Annotated in this window: 21 protein-coding genes and 1 tRNA gene; 13 read left to right on the forward strand and 9 right to left on the reverse strand. The window is 64.9% G+C overall.

Translation table 11 applies throughout. The features are described 5' to 3' along the window. Window positions 1-23: 23 nt before the first annotated feature. Window positions 24-100, reverse strand: a tRNA-Val gene (locus tag ACNFH5_RS22795). A gap of 186 nt (window positions 101-286) precedes the next feature. Between ACNFH5_RS22795 and ACNFH5_RS22800 the strand changes: the two genes are divergently transcribed. Then, complete coding sequence (locus tag ACNFH5_RS22800) at window positions 287-1,570, forward strand: NAD(P)/FAD-dependent oxidoreductase (protein WP_054911130.1); 1,284 nt, start codon at window positions 287-289, stop codon at window positions 1,568-1,570. 34 nt (window positions 1,571-1,604) lie between these two features. On the opposite strand, the gene ACNFH5_RS22805 is transcribed toward ACNFH5_RS22800, so the two are convergent. The 6 genes from ACNFH5_RS22805 to moaA form a co-directional block, all read right to left on the reverse strand. After that, window positions 1,605-2,567: a formate/nitrite transporter family protein gene (locus tag ACNFH5_RS22805; protein WP_416749925.1), complete on the reverse strand. Its 963-nt coding sequence runs from the start codon at window positions 2,565-2,567 to the stop codon at window positions 1,605-1,607. 74 nt (window positions 2,568-2,641) lie between these two features. Beyond that, complete coding sequence (locus tag ACNFH5_RS22810; RefSeq protein ID WP_416749927.1) at window positions 2,642-3,586, reverse strand: PA2778 family cysteine peptidase; 945 nt, start codon at window positions 3,584-3,586, stop codon at window positions 2,642-2,644. An 11-nt stretch (window positions 3,587-3,597) separates the two neighbouring features. Continuing rightward, window positions 3,598-3,993 (reverse strand): PA2779 family protein, encoded by a 396-nt coding sequence (locus ACNFH5_RS22815; RefSeq protein ID WP_416749929.1) that lies wholly within the window; start codon window positions 3,991-3,993, stop codon window positions 3,598-3,600. 131 nt (window positions 3,994-4,124) lie between these two features. Continuing rightward, window positions 4,125-4,610: a hypothetical protein gene (locus ACNFH5_RS22820; protein WP_416749931.1), complete on the reverse strand. Its 486-nt coding sequence runs from the start codon at window positions 4,608-4,610 to the stop codon at window positions 4,125-4,127. 109 nt (window positions 4,611-4,719) lie between these two features. Beyond that, entirely contained in the window at window positions 4,720-5,538 is an 819-nt protein-coding gene (locus ACNFH5_RS22825) for a substrate-binding periplasmic protein (protein WP_416749933.1), read from the reverse strand. Between the two features lie 65 nt (window positions 5,539-5,603). Then, window positions 5,604-6,599, reverse strand: coding sequence for a GTP 3',8-cyclase MoaA (moaA, locus tag ACNFH5_RS22830; RefSeq protein WP_416749935.1), 996 nt, complete (start codon window positions 6,597-6,599; stop codon window positions 5,604-5,606). Between the two features lie 212 nt (window positions 6,600-6,811). Between moaA and ACNFH5_RS22835 the strand changes: the two genes are divergently transcribed. Then, window positions 6,812-7,465 (forward strand): TetR/AcrR family transcriptional regulator, encoded by a 654-nt coding sequence (locus ACNFH5_RS22835; protein WP_416749937.1) that lies wholly within the window; start codon window positions 6,812-6,814, stop codon window positions 7,463-7,465. Window positions 7,466-7,661: 196 nt separating this feature from the next. Here ACNFH5_RS22835 and ACNFH5_RS22840 read toward each other — a convergent pair whose 3' ends face one another. After that, a complete protein-coding gene (locus tag ACNFH5_RS22840) occupies window positions 7,662-8,093 on the reverse strand; it encodes a GlcG/HbpS family heme-binding protein (RefSeq protein WP_416749939.1) in 432 nt (143 codons plus the stop codon). Window positions 8,094-8,450: 357 nt separating this feature from the next. On the opposite strand from ACNFH5_RS22840, the gene gcl reads away from it, so the two are divergent. The 11 genes from gcl to ACNFH5_RS22895 all read left to right on the forward strand — a co-directional run bounded on the left by gcl (window position 8,451) and on the right by ACNFH5_RS22895 (window position 22,809). Next, window positions 8,451-10,226: a glyoxylate carboligase gene (gene gcl / locus ACNFH5_RS22845; RefSeq protein WP_416749941.1), complete on the forward strand. Its 1,776-nt coding sequence runs from the start codon at window positions 8,451-8,453 to the stop codon at window positions 10,224-10,226. Window positions 10,227-10,330: 104 nt separating this feature from the next. Then, complete coding sequence (gene hyi / locus ACNFH5_RS22850; protein ID WP_416749943.1) at window positions 10,331-11,113, forward strand: hydroxypyruvate isomerase; 783 nt, start codon at window positions 10,331-10,333, stop codon at window positions 11,111-11,113. 176 nt (window positions 11,114-11,289) lie between these two features. After that, window positions 11,290-12,180, forward strand: a complete 891-nt coding sequence (locus ACNFH5_RS22855; RefSeq protein ID WP_138526055.1) for a 2-hydroxy-3-oxopropionate reductase — start codon at window positions 11,290-11,292, stop codon at window positions 12,178-12,180. A 254-nt stretch (window positions 12,181-12,434) separates the two neighbouring features. Next, the gene (locus tag ACNFH5_RS22860) at window positions 12,435-13,706 is read left to right on the forward strand and encodes a glycerate kinase type-2 family protein (RefSeq protein ID WP_416749945.1); all 1,272 of its coding nucleotides are present in this window, start codon (window positions 12,435-12,437) and stop codon (window positions 13,704-13,706) included. Continuing rightward, the gene (pyk, locus tag ACNFH5_RS22865) at window positions 13,703-15,133 is read left to right on the forward strand and encodes a pyruvate kinase (protein WP_416749947.1); all 1,431 of its coding nucleotides are present in this window, start codon (window positions 13,703-13,705) and stop codon (window positions 15,131-15,133) included. Before ACNFH5_RS22860 ends, pyk begins: the two co-directional genes overlap by 4 nt. A gap of 488 nt (window positions 15,134-15,621) precedes the next feature. Further along, window positions 15,622-16,539 (forward strand): urea transporter, encoded by a 918-nt coding sequence (locus ACNFH5_RS22870; RefSeq protein WP_416749949.1) that lies wholly within the window; start codon window positions 15,622-15,624, stop codon window positions 16,537-16,539. A gap of 33 nt (window positions 16,540-16,572) precedes the next feature. After that, window positions 16,573-17,409 carry a diaminopimelate epimerase gene (gene dapF / locus ACNFH5_RS22875; protein WP_416749951.1) on the forward strand — a complete coding sequence of 279 codons (837 nt, stop codon included), beginning with the start codon at window positions 16,573-16,575 and terminating at the stop codon, window positions 17,407-17,409. Between the two features lie 203 nt (window positions 17,410-17,612). Next, window positions 17,613-18,857, forward strand: coding sequence for a serine/threonine transporter SstT (gene sstT / locus ACNFH5_RS22880; RefSeq protein WP_416749952.1), 1,245 nt, complete (start codon window positions 17,613-17,615; stop codon window positions 18,855-18,857). A 76-nt stretch (window positions 18,858-18,933) separates the two neighbouring features. Continuing rightward, window positions 18,934-19,779 carry an ion transporter gene (locus tag ACNFH5_RS22885; protein WP_416749954.1) on the forward strand — a complete coding sequence of 282 codons (846 nt, stop codon included), beginning with the start codon at window positions 18,934-18,936 and terminating at the stop codon, window positions 19,777-19,779. 148 nt (window positions 19,780-19,927) lie between these two features. Next, the gene (locus ACNFH5_RS22890; RefSeq protein ID WP_416749955.1) at window positions 19,928-21,583 is read left to right on the forward strand and encodes a mucoidy inhibitor MuiA family protein; all 1,656 of its coding nucleotides are present in this window, start codon (window positions 19,928-19,930) and stop codon (window positions 21,581-21,583) included. A gap of 227 nt (window positions 21,584-21,810) precedes the next feature. After that, window positions 21,811-22,809: a sulfate ABC transporter substrate-binding protein gene (locus ACNFH5_RS22895; protein ID WP_401086974.1), complete on the forward strand. Its 999-nt coding sequence runs from the start codon at window positions 21,811-21,813 to the stop codon at window positions 22,807-22,809. Window positions 22,810-23,080: 271 nt separating this feature from the next. Here ACNFH5_RS22895 and ACNFH5_RS22900 read toward each other — a convergent pair whose 3' ends face one another. Continuing rightward, entirely contained in the window at window positions 23,081-24,184 is a 1,104-nt protein-coding gene (locus ACNFH5_RS22900) for a P1 family peptidase (protein WP_416749956.1), read from the reverse strand. Window positions 24,185-24,203 lie beyond the last annotated feature (19 nt).

Consider the following 24,203-nt stretch of genomic DNA (forward strand, 5'->3'; position numbering starts at 1 on the left):
GAAATCGCCGAAGCGATTATGTTTGGTAGGCACAATTGGACTCGAACCAACGACCCCCACCATGTCAAGGTGGTGCTCTAACCAACTGAGCTATGTGCCTGTCGTGTGGGGCGCATTCTACGCGATCGATTTGGAGCGTCAAGCACTTTTTTCAGCTAACCCACTGAAAAAGTGAATTTTTTTATGTTCGACCGTCCGTAAATTATTTTGCACGGGCACTAGCCGGCCAGATTCGACTCAGGTAGCATCCGCACATCTCGTAAAAAATAACAAACACAGGTGCATTATGCCGCACACTTCCTACCCCTCTTCCTATTACGCAGCTTCGGCCAATCCGGTCCCGGCCCGTCCTGAACTGCAAGGCGAGGTGGAAACCGATGTCTGCGTGATCGGCGCAGGCTACACCGGCCTGTCGACCGCCCTGTTCCTGCTGGAAAACGGTTTCAAGGTCACCGTGCTGGAAGCCGCCAAAGTCGGTTTCGGCGCGTCGGGCCGTAACGGCGGTCAGATCGTCAACAGCTATAGCCGTGACATCGACGTCATCGAGCGCAGCGTTGGCGCCAAGCAGGCGAAACTGCTGGGCGACATGGCCTTCGAAGGCGGCCGCATCATTCGCGAACGCATCGCCAAGTACAACATCCAGTGCGACCTGAAGGACGGCGGCGTGTTTGCGGCCCTCAGCGCCAAGCAGATGGGCCACCTGGAGTCGCAGAAAAAGCTGTGGGAGCGCTTCGGCCACACCCAGCTGGAACTGATGGACGCCAAGCGCATCCGCGAAGTCGTCGGTACCGACAGCTATGTCGGCGGCATGCTCGACATGAGCGGCGGCCACATCCACCCGCTGAACCTCGCCCTGGGCGAAGCCGCAGCCGTGGAATCCCTGGGCGGCGTGATCCACGAGCAGTCCCCTGCCGTGAAGATCGACCGTGGCGCCAACCCGGTCGTGCACACTCCCAAAGGCCGCGTAAAAGCCAAGTTCATCGTCGTAGCCGGTAACGCCTACCTCGGCGGCCTGGTGCCGGAACTGGCTTCCAAGTCCATGCCGTGCGGCACCCAGGTGATTACCACCGAGCCGCTGAGCGCCGACCTGGCCAAGTCCCTGCTGCCGACCGACTACTGTGTCGAGGACTGCAACTACCTGCTCGACTACTATCGCCTGACCGGCGACAACCGCCTGATCTTCGGTGGCGGCGTGGTCTATGGTGCGCGCGATCCGTCGAACATCGAGGCGATCATTCGTCCGAAGATGCTCAAGGTCTTCCCGCAGCTGAAGGACGTGAAGATCGACTTCGCCTGGACCGGCAATTTCCTGCTGACCCTCTCGCGTCTGCCGCAGGTCGGCCGTATCGGCGACAACATCTATTACTCCCAGGGCTGCTCCGGCCACGGCGTGACCTACACCCATCTGGCAGGCAAGCTGCTGGCTGAAGTACTGCGTGGCCAGGCCGAGCGTTTCGACGCCTTCGCCACCCTGCCGCACTACCCCTTCCCGGGCGGCCGCATGTTCCAGGTTCCGTTCTCCGCGATCGGTGCCTGGTACTACACCATGCGCGACAAGCTGGGCATCTGACGCCTCGCTGTATACCCGCACAAAAAACGGCGCCTCAGGGCGCCGTTTTCTTTGTCGGGACTTTTTCCGGCGGCGACGACGTGTCGCTGCGCACCTGGGCGTGGCTCATCAACGCGAAAATCAGACTGCCGCCGACGATATTGCCCACCAGCGTCGGCAACGCGAAGTCGACGACGAACGCTGCCAGTCCTACCTCCCCGGCGAACATCAGGTAGCCGACTTCGCAGGTGCCAACCACGATGTGGCTGAAGCTACCCAGCGCCATCAGGTAAGTGACCAGAAAAATGATCCATACCTTGGCGTTCTCCGCCGCCGGCACCAGCCAGACCATGGTGGCGATCATCCAGCCAGAGACAATGCCCTTGGAGAACATCTGCCAGTGGTCGTTCTCCATCACCTCACGGCCGATCTCGAGGAAGGCCTGGTCCGCCTTGGTATCGAAGATTGGCAGGTGCAGCATGCCGTAGGCGAACAGCAGCGCACCAACCACGTTGCCCGCCAGCACGACGGACCACAACCGCAGCAACTGGCCGAACTTTTCCAGCGTCGGCTCGCTCATCACCGGTAGCACGGCCGTCAGGGTGTTCTCGGTGAACAATTGCTGGCGTGCAAGGATGATTGCCAGGAAGCCGACCGGATACCCGAGGCTGGTGGTGATCACCGCCATGTCGTGGTCCGGCAGACGCGCGCGGAACAGCCCCATCGCCATCAGCGACAGGCCGATGGTCAGTCCCGCGGCCAGCGCCGACCACCAGAGTGCCGCCAGGGTGCGATCCAGCTCATGGTTGCCCTGCAGGCGGATGACTTCGTGCAACACCAGCGCACGGGGCGGCTGGCTTTTCTCGACCTTGCGGCGCTCTTCGGCGGAGAGTTCGTCCGCCGTGTCACTACCGGCTTTCGCACTGCGGGAAGGGTTGCGAGGCGCCGCCTTCTTTGCGTTCGACTCGCTCGCCTTGGCACGCGCGCGGCCGCGTGCCGGAGTTTTTTCCGTGGCCATACCAAGCACCTCACTAGGGGCATCGCAGGTTTAGGCTGCGCCCTCCCCGCTTCGGTTCAGGAAACCTGCACACCTCAGTTCGCCGGGCAGGCTGGTACCGCCTGGCAACTGGCGCCGGCCGCCGCAGTACTGGCGACTGTCTGCGAGAAACGTGCATCATCCGGCGCCAGTTGCCGCGCACAACTCGCCGCCGCACCGGCCTGCTGCGAGCAGCCGCGCTCGCCCAGCACATTGGCGAGATTGAACCAGCCCGCCGCAAACGTTGGCCTCGCGCCGACACTGCGGCGTAGCGCGTCCTCGGCGTCGCCCAGGTTGCCGTCCGTGTAGCGTGCGTTGGCCAGGGCGAACCAACCCAGGGACTCCTGCGGCCACGCCTTGGTCGCGGTGCGATAGGCCTGTTCCGCCAAGGCCGGCTGCCCGGTTTCTTCCAGATCATGGGCCGCCCGTAGCCAGATAGTCGGCTCTGCCGTAGCCGGCAGACGATCCGTTGGCAGGGTTAGCACCGCCCAGCGCTGACTGCGCTTCCAGGTCAGGTCAAAGGCGGTGAAATCGATGACCAGCCGCTCGGTGATACCCGAGCGCAGGATGAGTTCGTGACGATTGCGGTCGAAGCCGACCACCACCGCAAAGTGCCAGACCGGCAGCCAGTCCAGCCCCTGGTTCTGAAGGATCAGCACCGGATTGCCCGCCGCCACTTCGCTGAGAATGTTCTCCAGGCGCTGCTTCAGGGGGTAGACCAGCATGCCCTTCTCCCGCGCGGCCGCCACCAGCTCCACCTGAAGACTGCCCTCGCGGCCGGGGATGAAGACCCGAACCTTCAGTTCCCGAGGAGTCACCCGCACGCCACGCTGGTTGAGCATGGTCGCCAGCGCGGCGGGGCCGCACTGGAACTCCTGCTGCGGGAAGAACTGCACATCACTCAGCTCCACCCGCTGCGGGAGCGCATCAACGCTCGAAGGCAACCTCGGCGACTGCGCGCAGCCGCCGAGTGCCACGGCCGCCGCGAGCGCGACGGCCATGGCCCAGCGCCTCAACGCTGGCACCTCACGAAGGTGAAGATGTGGGTGATACAGAGCAGGTCAGTGATCACGAAGATCAGCAGGAACAACAGGATGATGCCGATGATACCGCCAGCGGGAGCCTCATCCAGTTGCTGGTTGAATTGCGCCAGCTCCTCATTGGACAGGCTCTTGATGCGCTGTTCGACCTGGCTGCGCTCAACGCCGAGGGACTGCAGTTTTTTCTGCACACCCTGGTCATCGAGCATCTTCAACAGCTGCTCGCGGTCGACCTGTTGCTGCTGTGCCTGCAGCACTTCACCGGTGCCAACCATGGCGGCCTGAGCCAGCGGGAATTCCGCGACAACACCCAACTGCGCGAAAACCAGGACTGCTGCAAGGCGTCTTACCCGTCTTGTTATGGTCATTCTGGGTCACCTCATCATGGACTGCATGCACTAAGCAGGAGGTGCAGGCCGCTCGCACGCGAGACAACCGACCACCACGCTCCCGCCATGTCGGCGGCAACCGCAGGGCCGCTATCTTGTGAGATGCCAGTTCAGGAAAAGAGTTCGAAGCGTAACTGGCGCCAGTCGGCGTCCAGATGCCCCAGGAAAATGCAGGCGCATCCGCGGGGAAAGAGAATGTGCTCCGGACCGACGCCCGGGCCTTCGAGGCGCAGCAGCCGCCCCCAGGGATGGTGACTGATGCGCCCACGCACATCCTCGACCGTGCCTCCGCGCCACCAGTGGATGGCGGCCTCAGCATCCTCCACGCCTTCCGGCTGCTGGATGCGCACCGGCTCGTCGCGCCAACCGATTACCCGTCGCGGGTCGAAGCCGCTTTGCCGCGCCAGCGGCAACGGCGTGATCCACAGCGCGCCGTCACGCTCCTCCAGCGACACCGCCAGCGGACACCACTGAGCCTGCTCCAGCGCCCAGAGCAGGTCGCCATCGATGGCCAGCGAAGGCTCGGGCTGAGCCTGGATGCGGAAACCGGGGCAGACCAGCGTGCCCTCGCGCAAGGGAATGCGGAGTTCGCTCATGCCGGCCCCGGCGGGAAATCGCAGTGAAGGAAGAACAAAGCGCGGCGCACTTCATCCTCCCTACGGCTGGCGCGCAAACGGCAGCGGCGATTCTAGGGAAGAAGACGGCTTACGGCGACTTCTGTTTCGCTTTCTGGCGCTCGAGGAAATCCACTTTCCACTGCTCGACGCCCAGATGCTCGGAGTCCAGACTCGCCTCGACGCCGTACTTGGCCTTGAGCGCGGCCACCTCCTTGGCGTGGTCGGCGAGGAAGCGGTCGAAGCGCTCGATCAGTTCGCCCTGTTTCACCGTGGACAGATGGAAGGCACTGCGCGTGTGCGGCAGCGATGGATCGAATACCAGAGCCCCCGGTTTTGCGCGGATGTTGTCCAGGTAGAAGGTAGCGACCACCACATTGAAGTAGGCGCCGTCGGCCTGCTTCTTCAGCGCACTGTGGATCATCTGCTTGAGGTCGGCACTGGGCGCGAGGGCGATCTGCCCGGACTGCACTTGCTGCTCATAGCCGCGCGGCGTCCAGCCGTCCACCAGCGCCAGCTTCTTGAGGGCACCGACGCCCTGCCCCAGCCGATCCGGCGCCACCAGCACACCATCGACGAACTCGGTCACCGGCTGGCTGTAGCGCAGGGATTTCCCAGCCTTTTGCTCCGGGGCCCAATTAGGATTGTCGGGGTACTTGAGGTCGACCTGCCCGGCAAGCAGCGCCGGAAGCAGCGCATCCACCGGCAGCGGACGATATTCCAGGGTGATGCCGCTGGAGCTGGCGAACAGATCCAGCACCTCGCGCGCGAAGCCCTGGTAACTGCCCTGCGCGTCGGTGCTGTAATGCGGGGCAAAAGCGAGGTTCTCCACGCCGACCACGTAGGTCTGCGCCACGGCGCCGGTGGAAAGGATGCTGGCGAGCGCGCAGCAGAATGCCTTGAGCTTCAAACGACTCTCCTTGTTACCTGTTGTTTTTGTTCTGTCAGGCGGACCGGGCGCCCGTCGCGGCGGACTCAGCCGCCGGTCATGCTCATGAAGCGCAGGACCTGCACCTGCTGGTCGGCTTCGAAATGGTGGCGTTCGGGCTTGAGCTGCAGCGCCTGCATCAGCGCTTCGCGCAGGCGCGCGTTGTCGCCGGGGTGTTCGCGCAGCAGTTGGCGCAAATCCAGCGCGCCCTCGTGGCCGAGGCAGAGCACCAACTTGCCTTCGGCGGTCACCCGCACCCGGTTACAGTCGCCGCAGAAGTTGTGGCTATGCGGGGAGATGAAGCCGATCCGGCTGGCATAGCCGTCGATGCGGTAGTAGCGCGATGGCCCGCCGCTGCGCTCGGGCGTCGGCAGCAACTGCCAGCGCTCGGCGAGCTGCGCGCGGACTTCGTCGCTGCTGCACAGGGTCTGCTTGCGCTCATGGCTGCTGACACTGCCCAGCGGCATCTCCTCGATGAAGCTGATGTCGATGCCCTTCTCCAGCGCGAAGGCCACCAGATCGCAGACTTCGTCGTCGTTGCGGCCCTTCTGTACCACGGCATTGAGCTTGATGCGCTCGAAGCCCGCTTCGCGAGCTGCGTCGATACCGTCGAGCACCTGATCCAGCTTGTCGGAGCGGGTGAAGGCAGCGAAGCGTTCGCGGCGCAGCGAATCGAGGCTGATGTTCAGGCGGCGCACGCCGGCAGCCCGCAGCTCGGCCGCGCGTTCGCGCAGTTGCGAGCCATTGGTGGTGATGGAGAGATCATCCAGTTCCGGACGCGCACCCAGTCTTGCCAGCAGCCCGGTCAGGCCCTTGCGCACCAGCGGCTCGCCACCAGTGATGCGGATGCGCTTCACGCCCAGGCCGATGAAGGCGTCGGCGACGGCTTCGAGCTCCTCCAGGCTCAACACCTGGTCGCGCGGCAGGAACTGCATGTCTTCGCTCATGCAGTAGGTGCAGCGGAAGTCGCAGCGGTCGGTAACCGACAGGCGCAGGTAGGTGATGCGTCGACCGAAGGGGTCGACCAACTGGGAATCGGACATGGGCAGTGGGAAGTTCCGGATGGCAGGTGCCGAACGAAAGTGCGCTAGAAATACCCTAGAACGCCGTCGCTGTACACACAAAACCGACTCGCGAGTCAGGAAATTGAACACCAGTACTCACGAGGGGGCCAAGTTGAGGGGCTCAAGAGCCCGGTGCTACCATGCCCGGCTCTGTTCTGTGACAACAGCAATAAAAGAAAGAAGACCAGCCAATGACCAGCATCCGCGAGCGTAACCGTCGCCTCATCCTTCGCGCAGCCAGCGAGGAATTCGCCGAGAAGGGATTCGCGGCGACCAAGACCAGCGACATCGCCGCTCGCGCCGGGCTGCCCAAGCCCAACGTCTACTACTACTTCCAGTCCAAGGAAAACCTCTACCGCAGCGTGCTGGAAAGCGTGGTAGAGCCTCTGCTGCAGGCGTCCGCGCCATTCCGCGAGGACGACGAGCCGAGCGAGGCGCTGCGCGCCTATATCCGTTCCAAGGTGAAGATTTCCCAGGAGCTACCGCATGCCTCCAAGGTGTTCGCCAGCGAGCTGATGCACGGTGCGCCGCACCTGCCCAAGGAATATCTGGATGAACTGAACGCCCAGGCACAGCGCAACATCGCCTGCCTGCAGAGCTGGATCGATCGTGGCCTGCTGGCACCGGTGGACCCGCATCACCTGCTGTTCACCATCTGGGCAGCGACGCAGACCTACGCCGATTTCGACTGGCAGATCTCCATGGTTACCGGCAAGACCAGCCTCAGCGATGCGGACTTCGAGGCAGCCACCGACACCATCACCCGCCTGGTGCTGCGCGGCACCGCGCCGGACAATGGCACCGAGCCCAAGCCGCAGGGGCGTTTGCGGCCGCTCTCGATCTGACCGTTTTCAACCGTTGCAGCCTGGGTATCGTTTCACTCCACCCATCCTACTGGCGCCCGAAAACGCGTAGGAGCGAGCTTGCTCGCGAACCCGCTTCACACCTGAAACGTCCGGTGTTAATGGAGGTTCGCGAGCAAGCTCGCTCCTACAAATTCGTCCAGGTGCGCGGTTAACCGCACGCCCTTCCGTTATTCAATCAGCCCGCGTCAGCGACCAAGCCAAGCGCCTGCACGCCACGGATCGCGCATTGCTCGTCGATGTCCGATACGTCGCCGCTGATACCGATGGCACCGATCACCTCATTGGCCGCATTGCGGATCAGCACACCACCCGGGGCCGGCACCACGTTGCCTTGCGCCAGGGTGTTCACTGCAGCGATGAACGACGGCCGCTGCTGCGCATCCGCCGCCAGCACGCGCGACGACTTGCCCAGCGCCACCGCGCCCCACGCCTTGCCGATCGCGATCTGCGGGCGAAACATGCTCGCGCCGTCCTCGCGCTGCAGGCTCAACAGATGCCCGCCGGCATCCAGCACGGCAATGGTCAGCGGCGCCGTGGACAGCTCGCGGCTGGCGGCCAGGGCGTGGCGGGTGATGTCCAGTGCGGTTTCCAGACTCAGGGTGCTCATGAGGTTTTCCTCTTCAAGTTGATAAGGCAGTTCAAGGTCGACAAGCCGGGGCAACGCCGCGCGCAGAGATCAAAGCTGCGCACACGCGTATCAGAAATCTGTACGCAATCTAGTAGCCGAAGGTCTCACTCAAAGCAACCGAAAAGGACAATCCGCATCTGTTTTTGTATACATTTTTTCAAACGATAGTTTGACCCATCGTTCAGCTTTTTCATGAAAGCCCCGTAATAGAGGGCTTTACATGAAAAATGACCATTCAGTCCCTCGTATACAACCTGTCTTGACCTTAGTCGAATTGCCTGCCTAGAATCGCCTCAACTTTTGTACACAATCAGTATAAGAACCGAGGAACAAAATATGGCCAGAATGAGAGCAATCGAGGCTGCCGTACTCGTCATGCGTCGCGAAGGCGTCGATACCGCCTTCGGCGTACCGGGCGCTGCCATCAACCCCATGTATGCGGCCATGAAGAAACTCGGTGGCATCGATCACGTCCTGGCTCGCCACGTGGAAGGCGCCTCGCACATGGCCGAGGGCTACACCCGCACCAACGCCGGCAACATCGGCGTGTGCATCGGCACCTCCGGCCCTGCCGGCACCGATATGGTCACCGGCCTGTACTCCGCTTCCGCCGACTCCATCCCGATTCTCTGCATCACCGGCCAGGCTCCCCGTGCGCGCATGCACAAGGAAGACTTCCAGGCCGTGGATATCACCAGCATCGTCAAGCCGGTCACCAAGTGGGCGACCACCGTGCTGGAGCCGGGCCAGGTGCCCTACGCCTTCCAGAAGGCCTTCTTCGAAATGCGCAGCGGCCGTCCGGGCCCGGTGCTGATCGACCTGCCGTTCGACGTGCAGATGGCTGAGATCGAATTCGACATCGACGCCTACGAACCGCTGGCAATCAACAAGCCCAAAGCCACCCGCGCCCAGGCCGAGAAAGCCCTGGCCCTGCTCAATGACGCCGAGCGCCCATTGATCTGCGCCGGCGGCGGCATCATCAACGCCGACGCTTCCGACAAGCTGGTGGAATTCGCCGAGCTGACCGGCGTACCGGTGGTACCGACCCTGATGGGCTGGGGCACCATCCCTGACGATCACCCGCTGATGGCCGGCATGTGCGGCCTGCAGACCTCGCACCGCTACGGCAACGCCACCGTGCTGGAGTCGGACATGGTGTTCGGCATCGGCAACCGCTGGGCCAACCGTCACACCGGTTCGGTTGACGTCTACACCGCAGGCCGCAAGTTCGTTCACGTGGACATCGAACCGACCCAGATCGGCCGCGTGTTCACCCCGGACCTGGGCATCGTGTCCGACGCCGGTTCAGCCCTGGACGTGTTCCTGGAAGTGGCTCGCGAGTGGAAAGCCGCCGGCAAGCTGAAGGATCGCAGCGCCTGGGTCGAAGCCTGCCGCGAGCGCAAGCGCACGATGCAGCGCAAAACCCACTTCGACAACGTGCCGGTCAAGCCGCAGCGCGTTTACGAAGAGATGAACGAGTTCTTCGGCAAGGACACCTGCTACGTCAGCACCATCGGCCTGTCGCAGATCGCCGGCGCGCAGTTCCTGCACGTCTACAAGCCGCGCCACTGGATCAACTGTGGCCAGGCCGGCCCGCTGGGCTGGACCATTCCGGCAGCCTTGGGCGTGGTCAAGGCCGATCCGAGCCGTCAGGTCGTCGCGCTGTCGGGCGACTATGACTTCCAGTTCATGATCGAAGAACTGGCTGCCGGTGCGCAGTTCAACCTGCCGTACATCCACGTGCTGGTGAACAACTCCTACCTGGGCCTGATTCGCCAGGCGCAGCGTGGCTTCGAGATCGACTACTGCGTGCAGCTGGCCTTCGACAACGTCAACGCGCCGGAACTCAACGGCTACGGCGTGGACCACGTCGCGGTGGTGGAAGGTCTGGGTTGCAAGGCGATCCGCGTGTTCGACCCGAACCAGATCGGCGCAGCCTTCGCCCAGGCTCGCGAGTTGATGCAGCAGCACCGTGTACCGGTGGTGGTCGAGGTCATCCTGGAGCGCGTCACCAACATCTCCATGGGTACCGAGATCAACGCGGTCAACGAGTTCGAAGAGCTGGCCCTGAAAGGCGTCGATGCGCCCACCGCCATCTCGCTGCTGGACTGATCAGCTGGACCGAACTCGGGAGTGTGCGGCGACGCCCTCTCCCCCACCCTCTCCCTGAAGGGAGAGGGGGCTGTTCGTGCAACATGCCATCAAGGAGTCAAACAATGCCCCGTTTCTGCGCCAACCTGTCCATGCTGTTCACCGAGGTGGACTTCCTCGACCGTTTCGACGCCGCCGCACGCGCCGGTTTCAGCGGTGTCGAGTACCTCTTCCCGTATGACGTCGAGGCCGAGGTGATCAAGGCCCGCCTGGACGCCAACAAGCTCGAGCAAGTGCTGTTCAACCTGCCCGCCGGCGACTGGGCCAAGGGCGAACGCGGCATCGCCTGCCACCCGGACCGCGTCGAGGAATTCCGCGCCGGCGTCGACAAGGCCATCGCCTACGCCAAGGTGCTGGGCAACACCCAGGTCAACTGCCTGGCCGGCATCCGTCCGCAGGGTCATGACTGCGCGACCATCGAAAACACCTTCCTGAACAACCTGGAGTACGCGGCGGGCAAGCTCGAAGCCGCGGGCATCAAGCTGGTCATGGAAATGATCAACACCCTCGACATTCCCGGCTTCTACCTGCAGACCACCAAGCAGGCCCAGGACATCCGCGAGAAGGTCGGCAGCGCCAACCTGTTCCTGCAGTACGACATCTACCACATGCAGATCATGGAAGGTGACCTGGCACGGACCCTCGAGAAGAACCTCGCCTCGATCAACCACGTGCAGCTGGCCGACAACCCCGGCCGCCACGAACCGGGCACCGGCGAGATCAACTACCGCTTCCTGTTCGACCACCTGGACCGCATCGGTTACCGCGGCTGGGTCGGCTGCGAATACAAGCCCAAGACCACTACCGAAGCCGGCCTCGGCTGGCTGAAGAGCCACAACGTTATCTGATACGGATTTGTCCTCAACCGTATGACGTCGTTGGGCCGCCTCGCCGTGCAAGAGCACTGTCTTCGGCGCCCCGCCTGGTCATCCGGCTGATGCCAAACCCGTAGCAATTCACTCGCTGGCGCGGTGGGTACGCACCGCGCCAGCCAGCCCAACAAGAACAACCAGGAGAACTCCTCATGGCCAAAATCGGATTCATCGGCACCGGCATCATGGGCCTGCCCATGGCACTGAACCTGCAGAAAGCGGGTCACCAGATCTTCGTTTCCACCCACCACGATGCCGCTCCCGCCGAGCTGGCCAACGGCGGTGCCGTCGCCCTGGCCAACCCCAAGGAAGTGGCCCAGGAAGCCGAGTTCATCATCGTGATGGTCCCGGACACCCCGCAGGTCGAAGACGTACTGTTCCGCAAGGACGGCATCGCCGAAGGCGTGGGCCCGAACAAGGTGGTGATCGACATGAGCTCGATCTCCCCCACCGCCACCAAGACCTTCGCCGAGAAGATCAAGGCCACCGGCGCGCAGTACCTGGACGCCCCGGTTTCCGGCGGTGAAGTCGGCGCCAAGGCCGCTTCCCTGAGCATCATGGTCGGCGGCTGCCCGAACACCTTCGAACGCGCCCTGCCGCTGTTCCAGGCGATGGGCAAGAACATCACCCGCGTCGGCGGCAATGGCGATGGCCAGACCGCCAAGGTGGCCAACCAGATCATCGTCGCCCTGAACATCCAGGCCGTCGCCGAAGCCTTGTTGTTCGCCGCCAAGAACGGCGCCGACCCGGCCAAGGTGCGTGAAGCGCTGATGGGCGGCTTCGCCTCCTCGCGCATCCTCGAAGTGCACGGCGACCGCATGGTCAAGGGCACCTTCGATCCGGGCTTCCGCATCAGCCTGCACCAGAAGGACCTCAACCTGGCCCTGGCCGGCGCGCGCGAACTGGGCCTGAACCTGCCCAACACCGCCAACGCCCAACAGGTGTTCAGCACCTGCGCGGCCATCGGCGGCAGCAACTGGGACCACTCCGGCCTGATCAAGGGCCTGGAGCACATGGCCAACTTCTCCATCCGCAAGGACTGAGAATCGGCGGATGAAGCGTTCCGCTTCATGCGCCCTGCGAGGTACGCCAACGTAGGGCGCATAACGCCACGAAGCAAGGTGACGGGCGAGGTTATGGGAGTGGCGTCGCCCGCCACGCTGCAAAGCGACTCGAACACCCGGCCGGAGGGAATCACGGCTTCGCCGGCCGGGGCGTTCGAATCCATCGCTGAGTCTCCTTTTGCCAAGGCGACTGAGCCATGGATACACCACAAGAAGAATCACGGGAGCCTGTCATGAGCCTCGACCCACGCGCCTTCCTGCGCGAGCTGTTCGACACCGCCATTGCCGCCGCGCATCCGGCCCAGGTACTGGCGCAGCACCTGCCCACGGACAAGGGCGGCCGCACCATCGTCATCGGCGCCGGCAAGGCCGCCGGCGCCATGGCCGAAGTCGCTGAGAAGCACTGGAATGGTGACGTCCAGGGTCTGGTCGTTGCGCCTTACGGCTACGGAGCGCAGTGCCGCAGCATCGAAGTGGTGGAAGCCTCGCACCCGGTGCCGGACGACGCCGGTGAGCGCGTCGCGCGTCGCGTGCTGGAGCTGATCAGCGGCCTCAGCGAGAACGACCGGGTGATCTTCCTGCTCTCCGGTGGCGGCTCTGCCCTGCTCGCCCTGCCGGCCGAAGGCATCAGCCTCGACGACAAGCGCAGCGTGAACAAGGCCTTGCTGAAATCCGGCGCCGCCATCAGCGAAATGAACTGTGTGCGCAAGCACCTCTCCGCCATCAAGGGCGGCCGCCTGGCCCGTGCCTGCTGGCCGGCCAGCGTGTACACCTATGCGATTTCCGACGTGCCCGGCGACGAGGCCACAGTGATCGCCTCCGGCCCCACCGTGGGCGACCCGACCACCTCGGCCGACGCCCTGGCGATCCTCAAGCGCTACGCCATCGACATCCCGGCGAACGTCCGCGCCTGGCTGGAAGACCCGCGCTCGGAGACCGTCAAACCCGGTGACGAATGCCTGTCGCGCAGCCACTTCAAGCTGATCGCCACGCCCCAGCACGCCATCGACGCGGTGGCTGCCAAGGCTGAAGCCGCCGGCATCCCGACGCTGATCCTGGGCGACCTGGAAGGCGAGTCCCGCGAGGTGGCCAAGGTCCACGCCGGTATCGCCCGGCAGATCCGCAAGCATGGCCAGCCGCTGAAGGCGCCGTGCCTGATCCTCTCCGGTGGCGAGACCACCGTGACCGTGCGCGGCAATGGCCGTGGCGGACGCAACGCCGAGTTTCTCCTCAGCCTCACCGCCGACCTGAAGGGTGAACCGAACATCTGGGCCCTGGCGGGGGACACCGACGGCATCGACGGCATGGAAAGCAACGCCGGTGCCCTGATGACTCCGTGCAGCTACAACCGCGCCCTCAAGGCCGGCCTGAACCCGCTGCACGAGCTCGACAACAACAACGGCTACGGCTTCTTCGCCGAACTGGGCGATTTGGTGATCACCAAGCCAACCCGCACCAACGTCAACGACTTCCGCGCCATCCTGGTCCTCGAGAACGACAAATGACCCCTGACAAGAAAGTAAAAATTCTCGCCACCCTGGGCCCGGCGATCAAAAGCCGCGACGACATCCGCGCGCTGGTGGAAGCCGGCGCCAACCTGTTCCGCCTGAACTTCAGCCACGGCGAGTACAGCGACCACGCCCAGCGCTTCGCCTGGGTACGTGAAGTGGAAGCCGAACTGAACTACCCCATCGGCATCCTCATGGACCTGCAAGGGCCGAAGCTGCGCGTGGGTCGTTTCGCCGACGGCGCGGTGCAGCTGGAGAAGGGCCAGACCTTCACCCTCGACCTGAACGACGCACCGGGCGACAGGCAGCGCGTCATGCTGCCCCACCCGGAAATCATCCAGGCGCTGGAGCCGGGCATGAGCCTGCTGCTGGACGACGGTAAGATTCGCCTGCAGGTGCTCAATGCCCACAGCGATGCCATCGAGACCCGCGTAATGAACAGCGGCGAACTGTCCGACCGCAAGGGCGTCAACGTCCCCGAGGCCGTGCTCAAGCTCAGCCCGCTGACCGCCAAGGACCGCCGCGACCTGGAATTCGGCCTGGAGCTGGGCGTGGATTGGGTAGCCCTGTCCTTCGTGCAGCGTCCCGAAGACATCGAGGAAGCCCGCGCACTGATCGGCGACAAGGCCTTCCTCATGGCCAAGATCGAGAAACCCTCGGCGGTGCAGTCCATCGAAGCCATCGCGAAGCTGTCCGACGCGATCATGGTCGCCCGTGGCGATCTGGGCGTGGAGATGCCGGCCGAGAGCGTGCCGGGCATCCAGAAGCGCATCATCCAGGTCTGCCGCCAGCTCGGTCGCCCGGTGGTGGTGGCGACGCAGATGCTCGAATCCATGCGCTTCTCCCCGGCGCCGACCCGCGCCGAGGTGACCGACGTGGCCAACGCCGTCAGCGAAGGCGCCGACTGCGTGATGCTCAGCGCCGAGAGCGCCTCGGGCCAGTACCCGCGTGAGGCAGTGGAGATGATGGCGAAGATCATCCGCCAGGTCGAAGCCGAGCCGGACTACCAGGCAACCCTGGAGATCAACCGTCCGGAACCGGACGCCACCGTCTCCGACGCCATCAGCTGCGCGATCCGCCGGATCAGTCGCATCCTGCCGGTGGCGGTGCTGGTGAACTACACCGAGTCGGGCGCCTCGACCCTGCGCGCCTCCCGCGAACGGCCCAAGGCACCGATCCTCAGCCTCACTCCGCAACTGAAATCCGCCCGCCGCCTGACCGTGGCCTGGGGTGTCCATTCGGTGGTCAACGCGCAGCTCGCCCATGTCGACGAGATCTGCTCCACCGCCCTGGACATTGCCCTCGCCCAGCGCATGGCGCGCCGTGGCGACACCGTGGTGATCACCGCCGGCGTGCCCTTCGGCCAGCCGGGCAGCACCAACATGCTGCGGATCGAGACGGTGGCGCCGGCACTGGAAGTTTGATGCAAGCCTGAGAGCCCCTCTCCCCAACCCTCTCCCTGAAGGGAGAGGGGGCAGCTCGGCGCCGCCAGTTACTCAGGTGTTCCGCTTGCTGCCACTCAAGCCCCCTCTACCGCTTGCGGGAGAGGGCGGGGGGAGAGGGAAGTTGAGTTCAGGAGCCACGCCATATCGCGTGCCTCCGCACCGAGTCACTCCCGGACGGACGGGGCCGGGAATACGGGGCCGCGTCCCCGTCCGTCCGGGTTTGACCTTGATCAGCACCGAATGCTTGTCGGTCCATGGCCCCCACGCAGCAACTCCCAATGCTGGCCATGGAACTTTGAGGCTGTTGGCGGTGATCCCGCCAGCAGCCTCTTTTCTTTTTCCAACCCCGTGGCGCGGCCCCGTATGGCGGCGTCACAGAATGCTCACGCACTGCTCGTCGATGGGGCCTCGATGCCCCACACCTACCGAAGCGCTGCGGAGCCCCATTTAACCTGCCCTGTACCCACATGCACCTGAATCCTCGCTCCTGGAAACATCAGCTCCGCACCCGGCTGATCGGCTTCGGCCAGATCTACCTGCAGGCGGACGCCCGCTTCGGCCTGATCCTGCTGCTGACCATCGGCTGGTCCGCTCCGCAACTGCTGCCTGGCGCGCTGCTGGGCGCCCTGCTCGGCCCGCTCACCGCACGTTTCGTTCGCGAGCCGCAGGCAGACATCGACGCAGGCCTGCACGACTACAACCCGATCCTCATCGGTCTGCTACTGCCCTTCATGTTCCAGTGGTCGCTGGGCCTGGTGATGCTGAGCATCGCCGCCATCCTCACCAGCGTTGCGGTGCAGGCCGTGCTGCTGCGACAGTCGCACCGGCGCTTCGGCCTGCCCGCGTACACCTCGGCCTTCGTGCTGCTGGGCTGGGTGTCGGTGGCGCTGGGCAAGGCACTCGGTTTCGCGCCGGCCAACAGCCTTGCCTGCCTGTCCTGTGGCGCGGCCAATCCGCTGCTGGATTCGACCGCACTGGGCTTCGGCGAAGTGATCTTCCTTGGCGAACCGCTCGCCGGCCTGACCATCGCCCTCGGCCTGCTGCTGGCAGATCGCCGCGCGGCGCTCTGGGCACTGATCGGCGCAGCTGGTGCACTGATCATCGCACCGCTGTTCGACCTGCCCGCCTCCTCCGCCCAGGCTGGCCTGCTCGGGTTGAATGGTGCGCTGGCCGGTATCGCCCTGTCGCTGCGCTTCCGCAGCCCGCTGGCTCCGCTGTGCGGCATCCTCCTGGCGGTACTGCTGCAACCCTGCTTCGCGCTGGTCGGGCTGCCCGCGTTCACCGCCCCCTTCATCCTGGCCTGCTGGCTGGTGATCCTCGGCCAGCGCGCCCTGGAAGCGCTGCTGCAGGCTCCACGGGGAGAAAACAGCGGGCCGCGTGTATAGTCGAGAGCCCTCTAGCGGCGACGGATCGCACCGATGAACTTCGTGAAATACCAGGCCCTGGGTAACGACTACCTGGTCTACGCAGACGACGCGCCGTTCGCCCTCACGGCAGTGCAGATCAACCGCGTCTGCGACCGCCACCACGGCATCGGCTCCGACGGCATCCTGCTGGCGAACCACAGCGACGCCGCCTTTGGCCTGCGCATCCTCAATCCCGACGGCTCCGAGGCGGAGAAAAGCGGTAACGGCCTGCGCATCTTCTCCCGCTACCTGTGGGACTGCGGGCTGGTTGCCGGGCGACCGTTCGACATCGTCACCGCCGGCGGCATCGTCACCAGCCAGGTATCCGACGAGGGCCGCACTGTGGAGGTGTCCATGGGCCGCGCCGAATTCGCCTGCGCGAAGATTCCGGTACTGATCGACACCGCCGAGGCCCTGGGCTATCCCCTGGAAGTCGACGGCGTAGCACTGAAGATCAACGCCGTCTCCATGGGCAATCCGCACTGCGTGGTGTTCGTCGAACACACCAGTCGCGAGCTGGCCTGCCGCCTCGGTCCGCTGCTGGAAAACCATCCGCTGTTCCCCCGGCGCACCAACGTGCAGTTCGTCCAATGGTTGTCCCGCGACGCCCTGCGCGTGGAAATCTGGGAGCGCGGTGCCGGCTACACCTTGTCGTCCGGCACCAGCAGCTGCGCGGCGGCCTCGGTGGCACGACGGCTTGGCCTGTGCGACGAGCACATCGACCTGCAATTGGCCGGCGGCCACCTGCATATTCGCGTCGACGATGACTTCCAAGTCACCATGCGCGGCGCCGTACAGCGGGTCGGGGCGATCGACCTGGACCCGGAAACCTTTGCCGACCTCGGCTGAATCCCCGCTATTCCCGCCGCGACCGGCATGGATCAATGCCAGTCCGCGTGCGGCCGTCCAGACTGCAACCTGACACCTGCCGAAGCAGAACCTGACCGATCAATCGACGGGTAACCGCGCATTTCCCGGCATCAGACGGCATAATCCGCGCCCTTTCGTACCCGGCCGCCGGGGCGATCCCACTTCCAGCAGCGAAAGACGTCATGACGCTCCCCACTCCCACCCTGCTGCAGCGACTCAAAGGCACCAGCCTGGTCCTGCGGATATTCATCGGCATGCTCTGCGGCATCGCCCTGGCCCTGCTCTGGCCGCAAGGCGCAGCGGCGGTCAGCCTGCTCGGCAAGCTGTTCATCTCCGCCCTGAAGGCCGTGGCCCCGGTGCTCGTCCTGGTATTGGTGATGGCCTCCATCGCCAACCACAAGCAAGGCCAGCGCACGCACATCCGGCCGATCCTGATGCTCTACCTGATCGGCACCTTCTCGGCAGCGGTGATCGCCGTGATCGCCAGTTTCACCTTCCCCTCCACACTGGTATTGAGCGCTCCGACCAGCGAGCTGGCACCGCCCGGCGGCATCGGCGAAGTCCTGCGCTCGTTGCTGTTCAGCGTCACCACCAACCCGGTGAAGGCACTGCTGGAGGCGGACTTCATCGCCATCCTTGCCTGGGCCATCGGCCTGGGGATCGCCCTGCGCCATGCGCGCCAGAGCACCCGCGACCTGCTCGATGACCTGGCAGGCGGCGTGACCCTGATCGTCCGCGTGGTGATCGCCTTCGCCCCGCTGGGCATCTTCGGCCTGGTGGCCGGCACCATCGCCGAGTCCGGCTTCGACGCCCTGCTCGGCTACCTGCACCTGCTGGCCGTGCTGCTGGGCTGCATGCTGTTCGTGGCACTGGTGGTCAACCCGCTGATCGTCTTCGCCAAGATCCGCCGCAATCCGTACCCGCTGGTACTGATGTGCCTGCGCGAAAGCGGCATCACCGCCTTCTTCACCCGCAGCTCGGCGGCCAACATCCCGGTCAACCTGCAGCTCTGCGAACGCCTGGGCCTGCACGAGGACACCTACTCGGTATCGATCCCGCTGGGGGCTACCATCAACATGGCCGGCGCGGCGATCACCATCAGCGTGCTGACCCTGGCAGCGGTGCACACCCTGGGCATCGCCGTCGACCTGCCCACCGCCATTCTGCTCAGCGTGGTCGCCTCGGTCTGCGCCTGCGGCGCATCCGGCGTGGCCGGTGGCTCGCTGTTGCTGATCCCGCTGGCCTGCGGCCTGTTCGGTATTTCCAGCGAAGTGGCGATGCAGGTCGTGGCGGTCGGTTTCATCATCGGCATCCTCCAGGACTCGGCGGAGACCGCGCTGAACTCCTCCACCGACGTGCTGTTCACCGCGGCGGCGTGCATCGCCGAAGGTGACGTGGACGAGCAGCAGGCGACAGAGCGCGCCTGATCCTCCCGGCGGGGCGGCACCGGCCGCCCTGCCGCATCTCGGCTAAGGTGACTGAACCCGTACCGCGGATTCCTCCATGGCCGATCCCCAAAGCTGGCGCCAGCGCCTCTACGTCATCATCTTCCAGTCCGACACGGTCGCCGGCCGGCGCTTCGACAGCGCGCTGCTGATCGTCATCCTCGCCAGCCTGCTGGTGGTGATCCTCGACAGCGTGGACGAGATCAGCAACGCCTACGGCGGCCTGCTCAGCGACATCGAGTGGGTAATCAACGGCCTGTTCCTGATCGAGTACCTGCTGCGCCTGTACTGCTCGCCCAAGCCCCTGCGCTACGCCCTGAGCTTCTACGGACTGGTGGACCTGCTGGCGGTGCTGCCGGGGGTGATCGCCATCTTCTACCCCAACGCCCAGTACCTGCTGGTGATCCGCATCGTGCGGGTGCTGCGCATCTTCCGCATCCTCAAGCTGCGCCAGTACCTGCGCCAGGCCGACTTCCTGCTCACCGCCCTGCGCGGCAGCCGGCAGAAGATCACCGTGTTCTTCGTCTCGGTGATGAGCCTGGTGACGGTGTTCGGCTCGCTGATGTACGTGGTCGAAGGCCCCGAACACGGTTTCACCAGCATCCCCCGCGGCATCTACTGGGCCATCGTCACGCTGACCACCGTGGGCTTCGGCGATATCACTCCGAAGACGCCGCTGGGCCAGGCGATCGCCAGCCTGGTGATGCTCACCGGCTACTCGATCATTGCGGTGCCCACCGGCATCTTCAGCGCCGAACTGCACAACGCGATGCGCCAGGAGCCCGCGCCGGGCTTGGCAAAGCCCTGCCCCGCCTGCGCCAAGGCCAGCCACGAGGCCGGAGCGGCGTTCTGTTCGCGCTGCGGCAACCCACTGTTCCCACGGGCAGACAACGCTCAAAGCTGAACCGCGGATAACCGTTCGTCGCCCATGGCCATCTGACTTCAGCCGCGTTCAACCCGATTTTCTCGCCCCCTTCGTCACAAGCGGCATGGACGGACGCCATGGTGGCGTTCCGCAGTGTCGGTCGCCTACCAGGCCCCGAGGTGAGCACATGCCCTTTCGACTCCACCCACTGATTCTCGCCATGGCCGGCGCACTGGCCAGCACCTCGCTGCTGGCCGCGCCGCAGGTGGCCGACAGCCGCATCAGCGCGGTCACGGTCTACACCGACCGCGCCATCGTCACCCGCACCGCCACCCTTCAACTGCCGGCTGGGCAACACGAGATCGCCCTGGAACAGTTGCCCCTGCGCATCGACGACAACAGCCTGCAGGCCTCGCTCAGCGCCAGCGCCGCCGCGACCCTGCTCGACGTCAGCAGCGCGCCGCAGGTCTCGCCGCCCTCCGAGGACAATCGCCTGCAACAGCTGGACACGCAGTTGCGCGACCTCGAGCGACAGGAGCGCGAGATCAGCGACCGTGGCAGCGTGCTGGAAAACCAGAAACAGTTCCTCGCCGACATCCAGGCCAGCAGCACCAAGCCGGGCAAGAACCAGACACTGCCAAGCATTGATGAACTGAAGAACCTGCTGCAGATGAGCGAGGGCAACCTTGGGCGCATCCTCGACGAACAGCGCAAGCTCGACCAGCAGAGCGAGGAACTGCAACAGCGCAAGCAGGAGCTGGAGAGCCAGCGCAGCCATCTGGCCGGGGACGGCACCCACTACAAGCGCGCGATCCTTCGCGTGGCGCTGGAGAAGCCGGCACAAGTCCAGTTGCAGCTCAGCTACACACTGTACGACGCCTCCTGGCGCCCGGCCTATGACGCCCGCCTGCGCGACGGCGAGGACAAGATCGAGATGACCTACCAGGGCATCGTCCGGCAGAGCAGCGGCGAGGACTGGACCGACGTCGACCTCACCCTGTCCACCGCCCGCCCCAACCTGGGCAGCAACGTGCCGGCGCTCTCGCCGTGGTTCGTCGACACCTTCGACCCGCGCACGGTGATGGCCGCCAGACCCGCCCCGGCGCCAGCTGCACCGATGATGGCGCTGGAGGCGAAGAAGGCCCAGCGCTTCGCCGCCGACGAAATGGCCGTGGCCGGCTCGCTGGAAGAGATGCCCGTCGCCGTCGCTGAAGTCAGCGGTGCCACCACCAGCGCTTCCTTCCATATCCCGACCCGCGCCACGCTGAACAGCGACGGCAGCTCGCAGAAGGTCGCCATCGCCCAGTTCAAGCTGCCGGCAACCTTCCGCTACCTGGCCACACCGTCGCTGCGTGAAGCCGCCTACCTGCAGGCCGACACCCGCAATGCCAGCGACTATCCGCTGCTGCCCGGCACCCTCAACACCTACCTGGGCAACACCTTCGTCGCCAGCGGCCAGTTGCGCGCGGTGATGCCGGGCGAGACCTTCGAGCTGGCCCTGGGCGGCGACGAGGCCATGTCGATCAAGCGCAAGCTGGTCAATCGCTTCACCGACTACACCGGCCTCACCGGCGGCCGCAAGCGCGTCACCTACGAGTTCCGCATCGACGCCCAGAACAACCACAAGACCGAGCAGCGCTTGCAGTTCAAGGACCAGTTGCCGATCTCGCGCAATGAGCAGATCAAGGTGACGCTGCTGGAGCCCGAAGGCCAGTCCGTCGCCCGCGAGGACGACGGCAAGCTGCTGTGGGACTGGCAGCTGAAGCCGGGCGAGAAACGCAGCACGACCTTCAAGTTCAGTGTCGAGTATCCGAAGGAGCTGGAAGTCAGCGGACTGGACTGAGGCCGCAGGGGCAGTCATTGCCCGGCAAGCCTGCTAGGCTGCCGGGCAATCGCCATTGCGCAGGTTCATGAAACCCGGCGACAGAATTGAAAGCAGCGTGCGGGAGGGGATCGCCAGGGGGTTGCGAGCCCTGCTCCCCGCATAAGCAAATAGCCTTTAAGTATTTAAGTGGCATATAACCTGTCGGCATAATCGACACCCAACAACACTGCCAAAAGGAACTGCTCGTGAAACGTCTGTTCAGCGCCTCGCTGCTGGCCGCCGGCCTCGCCCTGGCCTCCGCCGCCCAGGCCGCCCAGCCCCTGCTCAACGTCTCCTACGACGTGATGCGCGACTTCTACAAGGACTACAACGCCGCCTTTCAGAAACACTGGCAGGCCGAGAAAGGCGAGAAGATCACCATCCAGATGTCCCATGGCGGTTCCAGCAAACAGGCCCGTGCGGTGATCGATGGCCTGCCGGCCGACGTCATCACCATGAACCAGGCCACCGACATCGATGCCCTGGCTGACAATGGCGGCCTGGTGCCGAAGGACTGGGCCACCCGCCTGCCGAACAACAGCGCGCCGTTCACCTCCGCCACCGTGTTCATCGTGCGCAAGGGCAACCCCAAGGGCCTGAAGGACTGGAACGACCTGGTGAAACCGGGCGTGCAGGTCGTGGTGCCGAACCCGAAGACCTCGGGCAACGGCCGCTACACCTACCTCTCCGCCTGGGGCTACGCGCAGAAGCATGGCGCCGATGAAGCCAAGGCCAAGGAATTCGTCGCCCAGCTGTTCAAGAACGTTCCGGTGCTGGATACCGGCGGCCGCGCGGCGACCACCACCTTCATGCAGAACCAGATCGGCGACGTGCTGGTGACCTTTGAGAACGAAGCCGAGATGATCGCTCGCGAGTTCGGCCGTGGCGGCTTCGAAGTGGTGTACCCGAGCGTCTCCGCCGAAGCCGAGCCGCCGGTGGCAGTGGTCGACAAGGTTGTCGACAAGAAAGGCACCCGCGCTGAAGCCGAGGCCTACCTGAAGTACCTGTGGTCCGACGAAGGCCAGACCATCGCCGCCAACAACTACCTGCGCCCGCGCAACCCGGAAGTGCTGGCCAAGTTCTCCGACCGTTTCCCGAAGGTGGACTTCTTCTCCGTGGTGAAGACCTTCGGCGACTGGCGCACCGTGCAGAAGACCCACTTCGCCGACGGTGGCGTGTTCGACCAGATCTACACCCCGAACTGATTGGGGATCATGCCGCCGATGGTGAGCATGGCGTAGGAGCGAACTCGTCCCTATGGGATCCGGCGCAATGCGGACCTATCGCGGACAAAGTCCGCTCCTACACAAACGAAGAAGCCGGAGCTGCCCAGCAGCTCCGGCTTTTTTCATGGCACGGCATCAACTTGTAGGAGCGAACTTGCTCGCGAACCCGCCCACTTCCTGAGCCGCCGGAAAATCCGTTCGCGAGAAAGCTCGCTCCTACAGGGGATACCCAGCCACCGAGCACCGCTGGTTAGCGCTCCCCCTTCCAGCCCACCTCGCGCAGAGCCGCCAGCAACCGCTCCCCACTCAGCGCCGGCACCAACACACCGTCGTCGGTGCGCATGTCCTTCCCGGCCAGCAGCACGTTGACGATGGCCTCCTCCACCGCCTCGGCGGCGGCTGCGAACAACGGCGAGATATGGTCGTTGTTGACCATTTCCAACGGCGTGGCGAAGGGCAGGTTCTTGCGCCCGTAATCCGCCGGCGGCAGGTCGCGGTTGCCGGTGGCGAAGGCAAGGAAGATGTCGCCGCTGGAGTCATCGGTGCCGCCCCCCGTACGGGCGATCCCCAGCGAAGCGCGTTGCGCCAGGCGCTGACACTGGTGCGGCAGCAGCGGCGCATCGGTGGCGAGGATCACCACGATCGAGCCCATGCCGGGCGTGCCCTGCTCAGCGAAGGGCGACGGCGGGTCGCCCAGGTGGCGGCCGACCGGATAGCCATCCACCCGCAACTCGCGGCGCTGCCCATGGTTGGCCTGCACCAGCGCACCCACCGTCCAGCCGCCCTGCTCCGCTGGCAGCTTGCGCGAGGAGGTGCCGATGCCGCCCTTGAACTCATGGCAGATCATCCCTGTGCCGCCCCCCACCGGACCTTCCCGTACCGGGCCGGCCTCGGCCGCGGCCAACGCCTCGCGCACCTGTTCGGCGCCGACGTGCTGGCCCCAGATGTCGTTGAGCAGGCCGTCGTAGGTTTCCATCACCACTGGCATGCACCAGTAGATGGAAGGGTCCGCCAACTCGGCATGCTCGGCGGCGATCAGCGCATCGCGCACCGCCCCCACGCTGTGGGTGTTGGTGATGGCGATGGGGGTGGTCAGCAGCCCCGCCTCGCGAATCCACTCCAGCCCCGTAGCGTCGCCGTTGCCGTTGAGCACATGGCAGCCGGCGAAGCAGGGTTGCCGGCGCGCGGCCCCCTCGCGCGGCTGGACCACCGTGACCCCGGTGCGTACGGCGCGGCCTTCGCGCTCCCCGATCAGGGTGCTATGGCCGACGCGGATGCCGGGCACATCGGTGATGGCGTTGAACTCGCCGGGCGTGCCCAGGCCGAGGGTGATGCCGAGTTGACGAGCGCGCATGCTGTCTCCTTATAAACGG

Origin of the sequence: Pseudomonas sp. NY15435, from assembly GCF_048068295.1 — a bacterium.
Taxonomy (GTDB): domain Bacteria; phylum Pseudomonadota; class Gammaproteobacteria; order Pseudomonadales; family Pseudomonadaceae; genus Pseudomonas.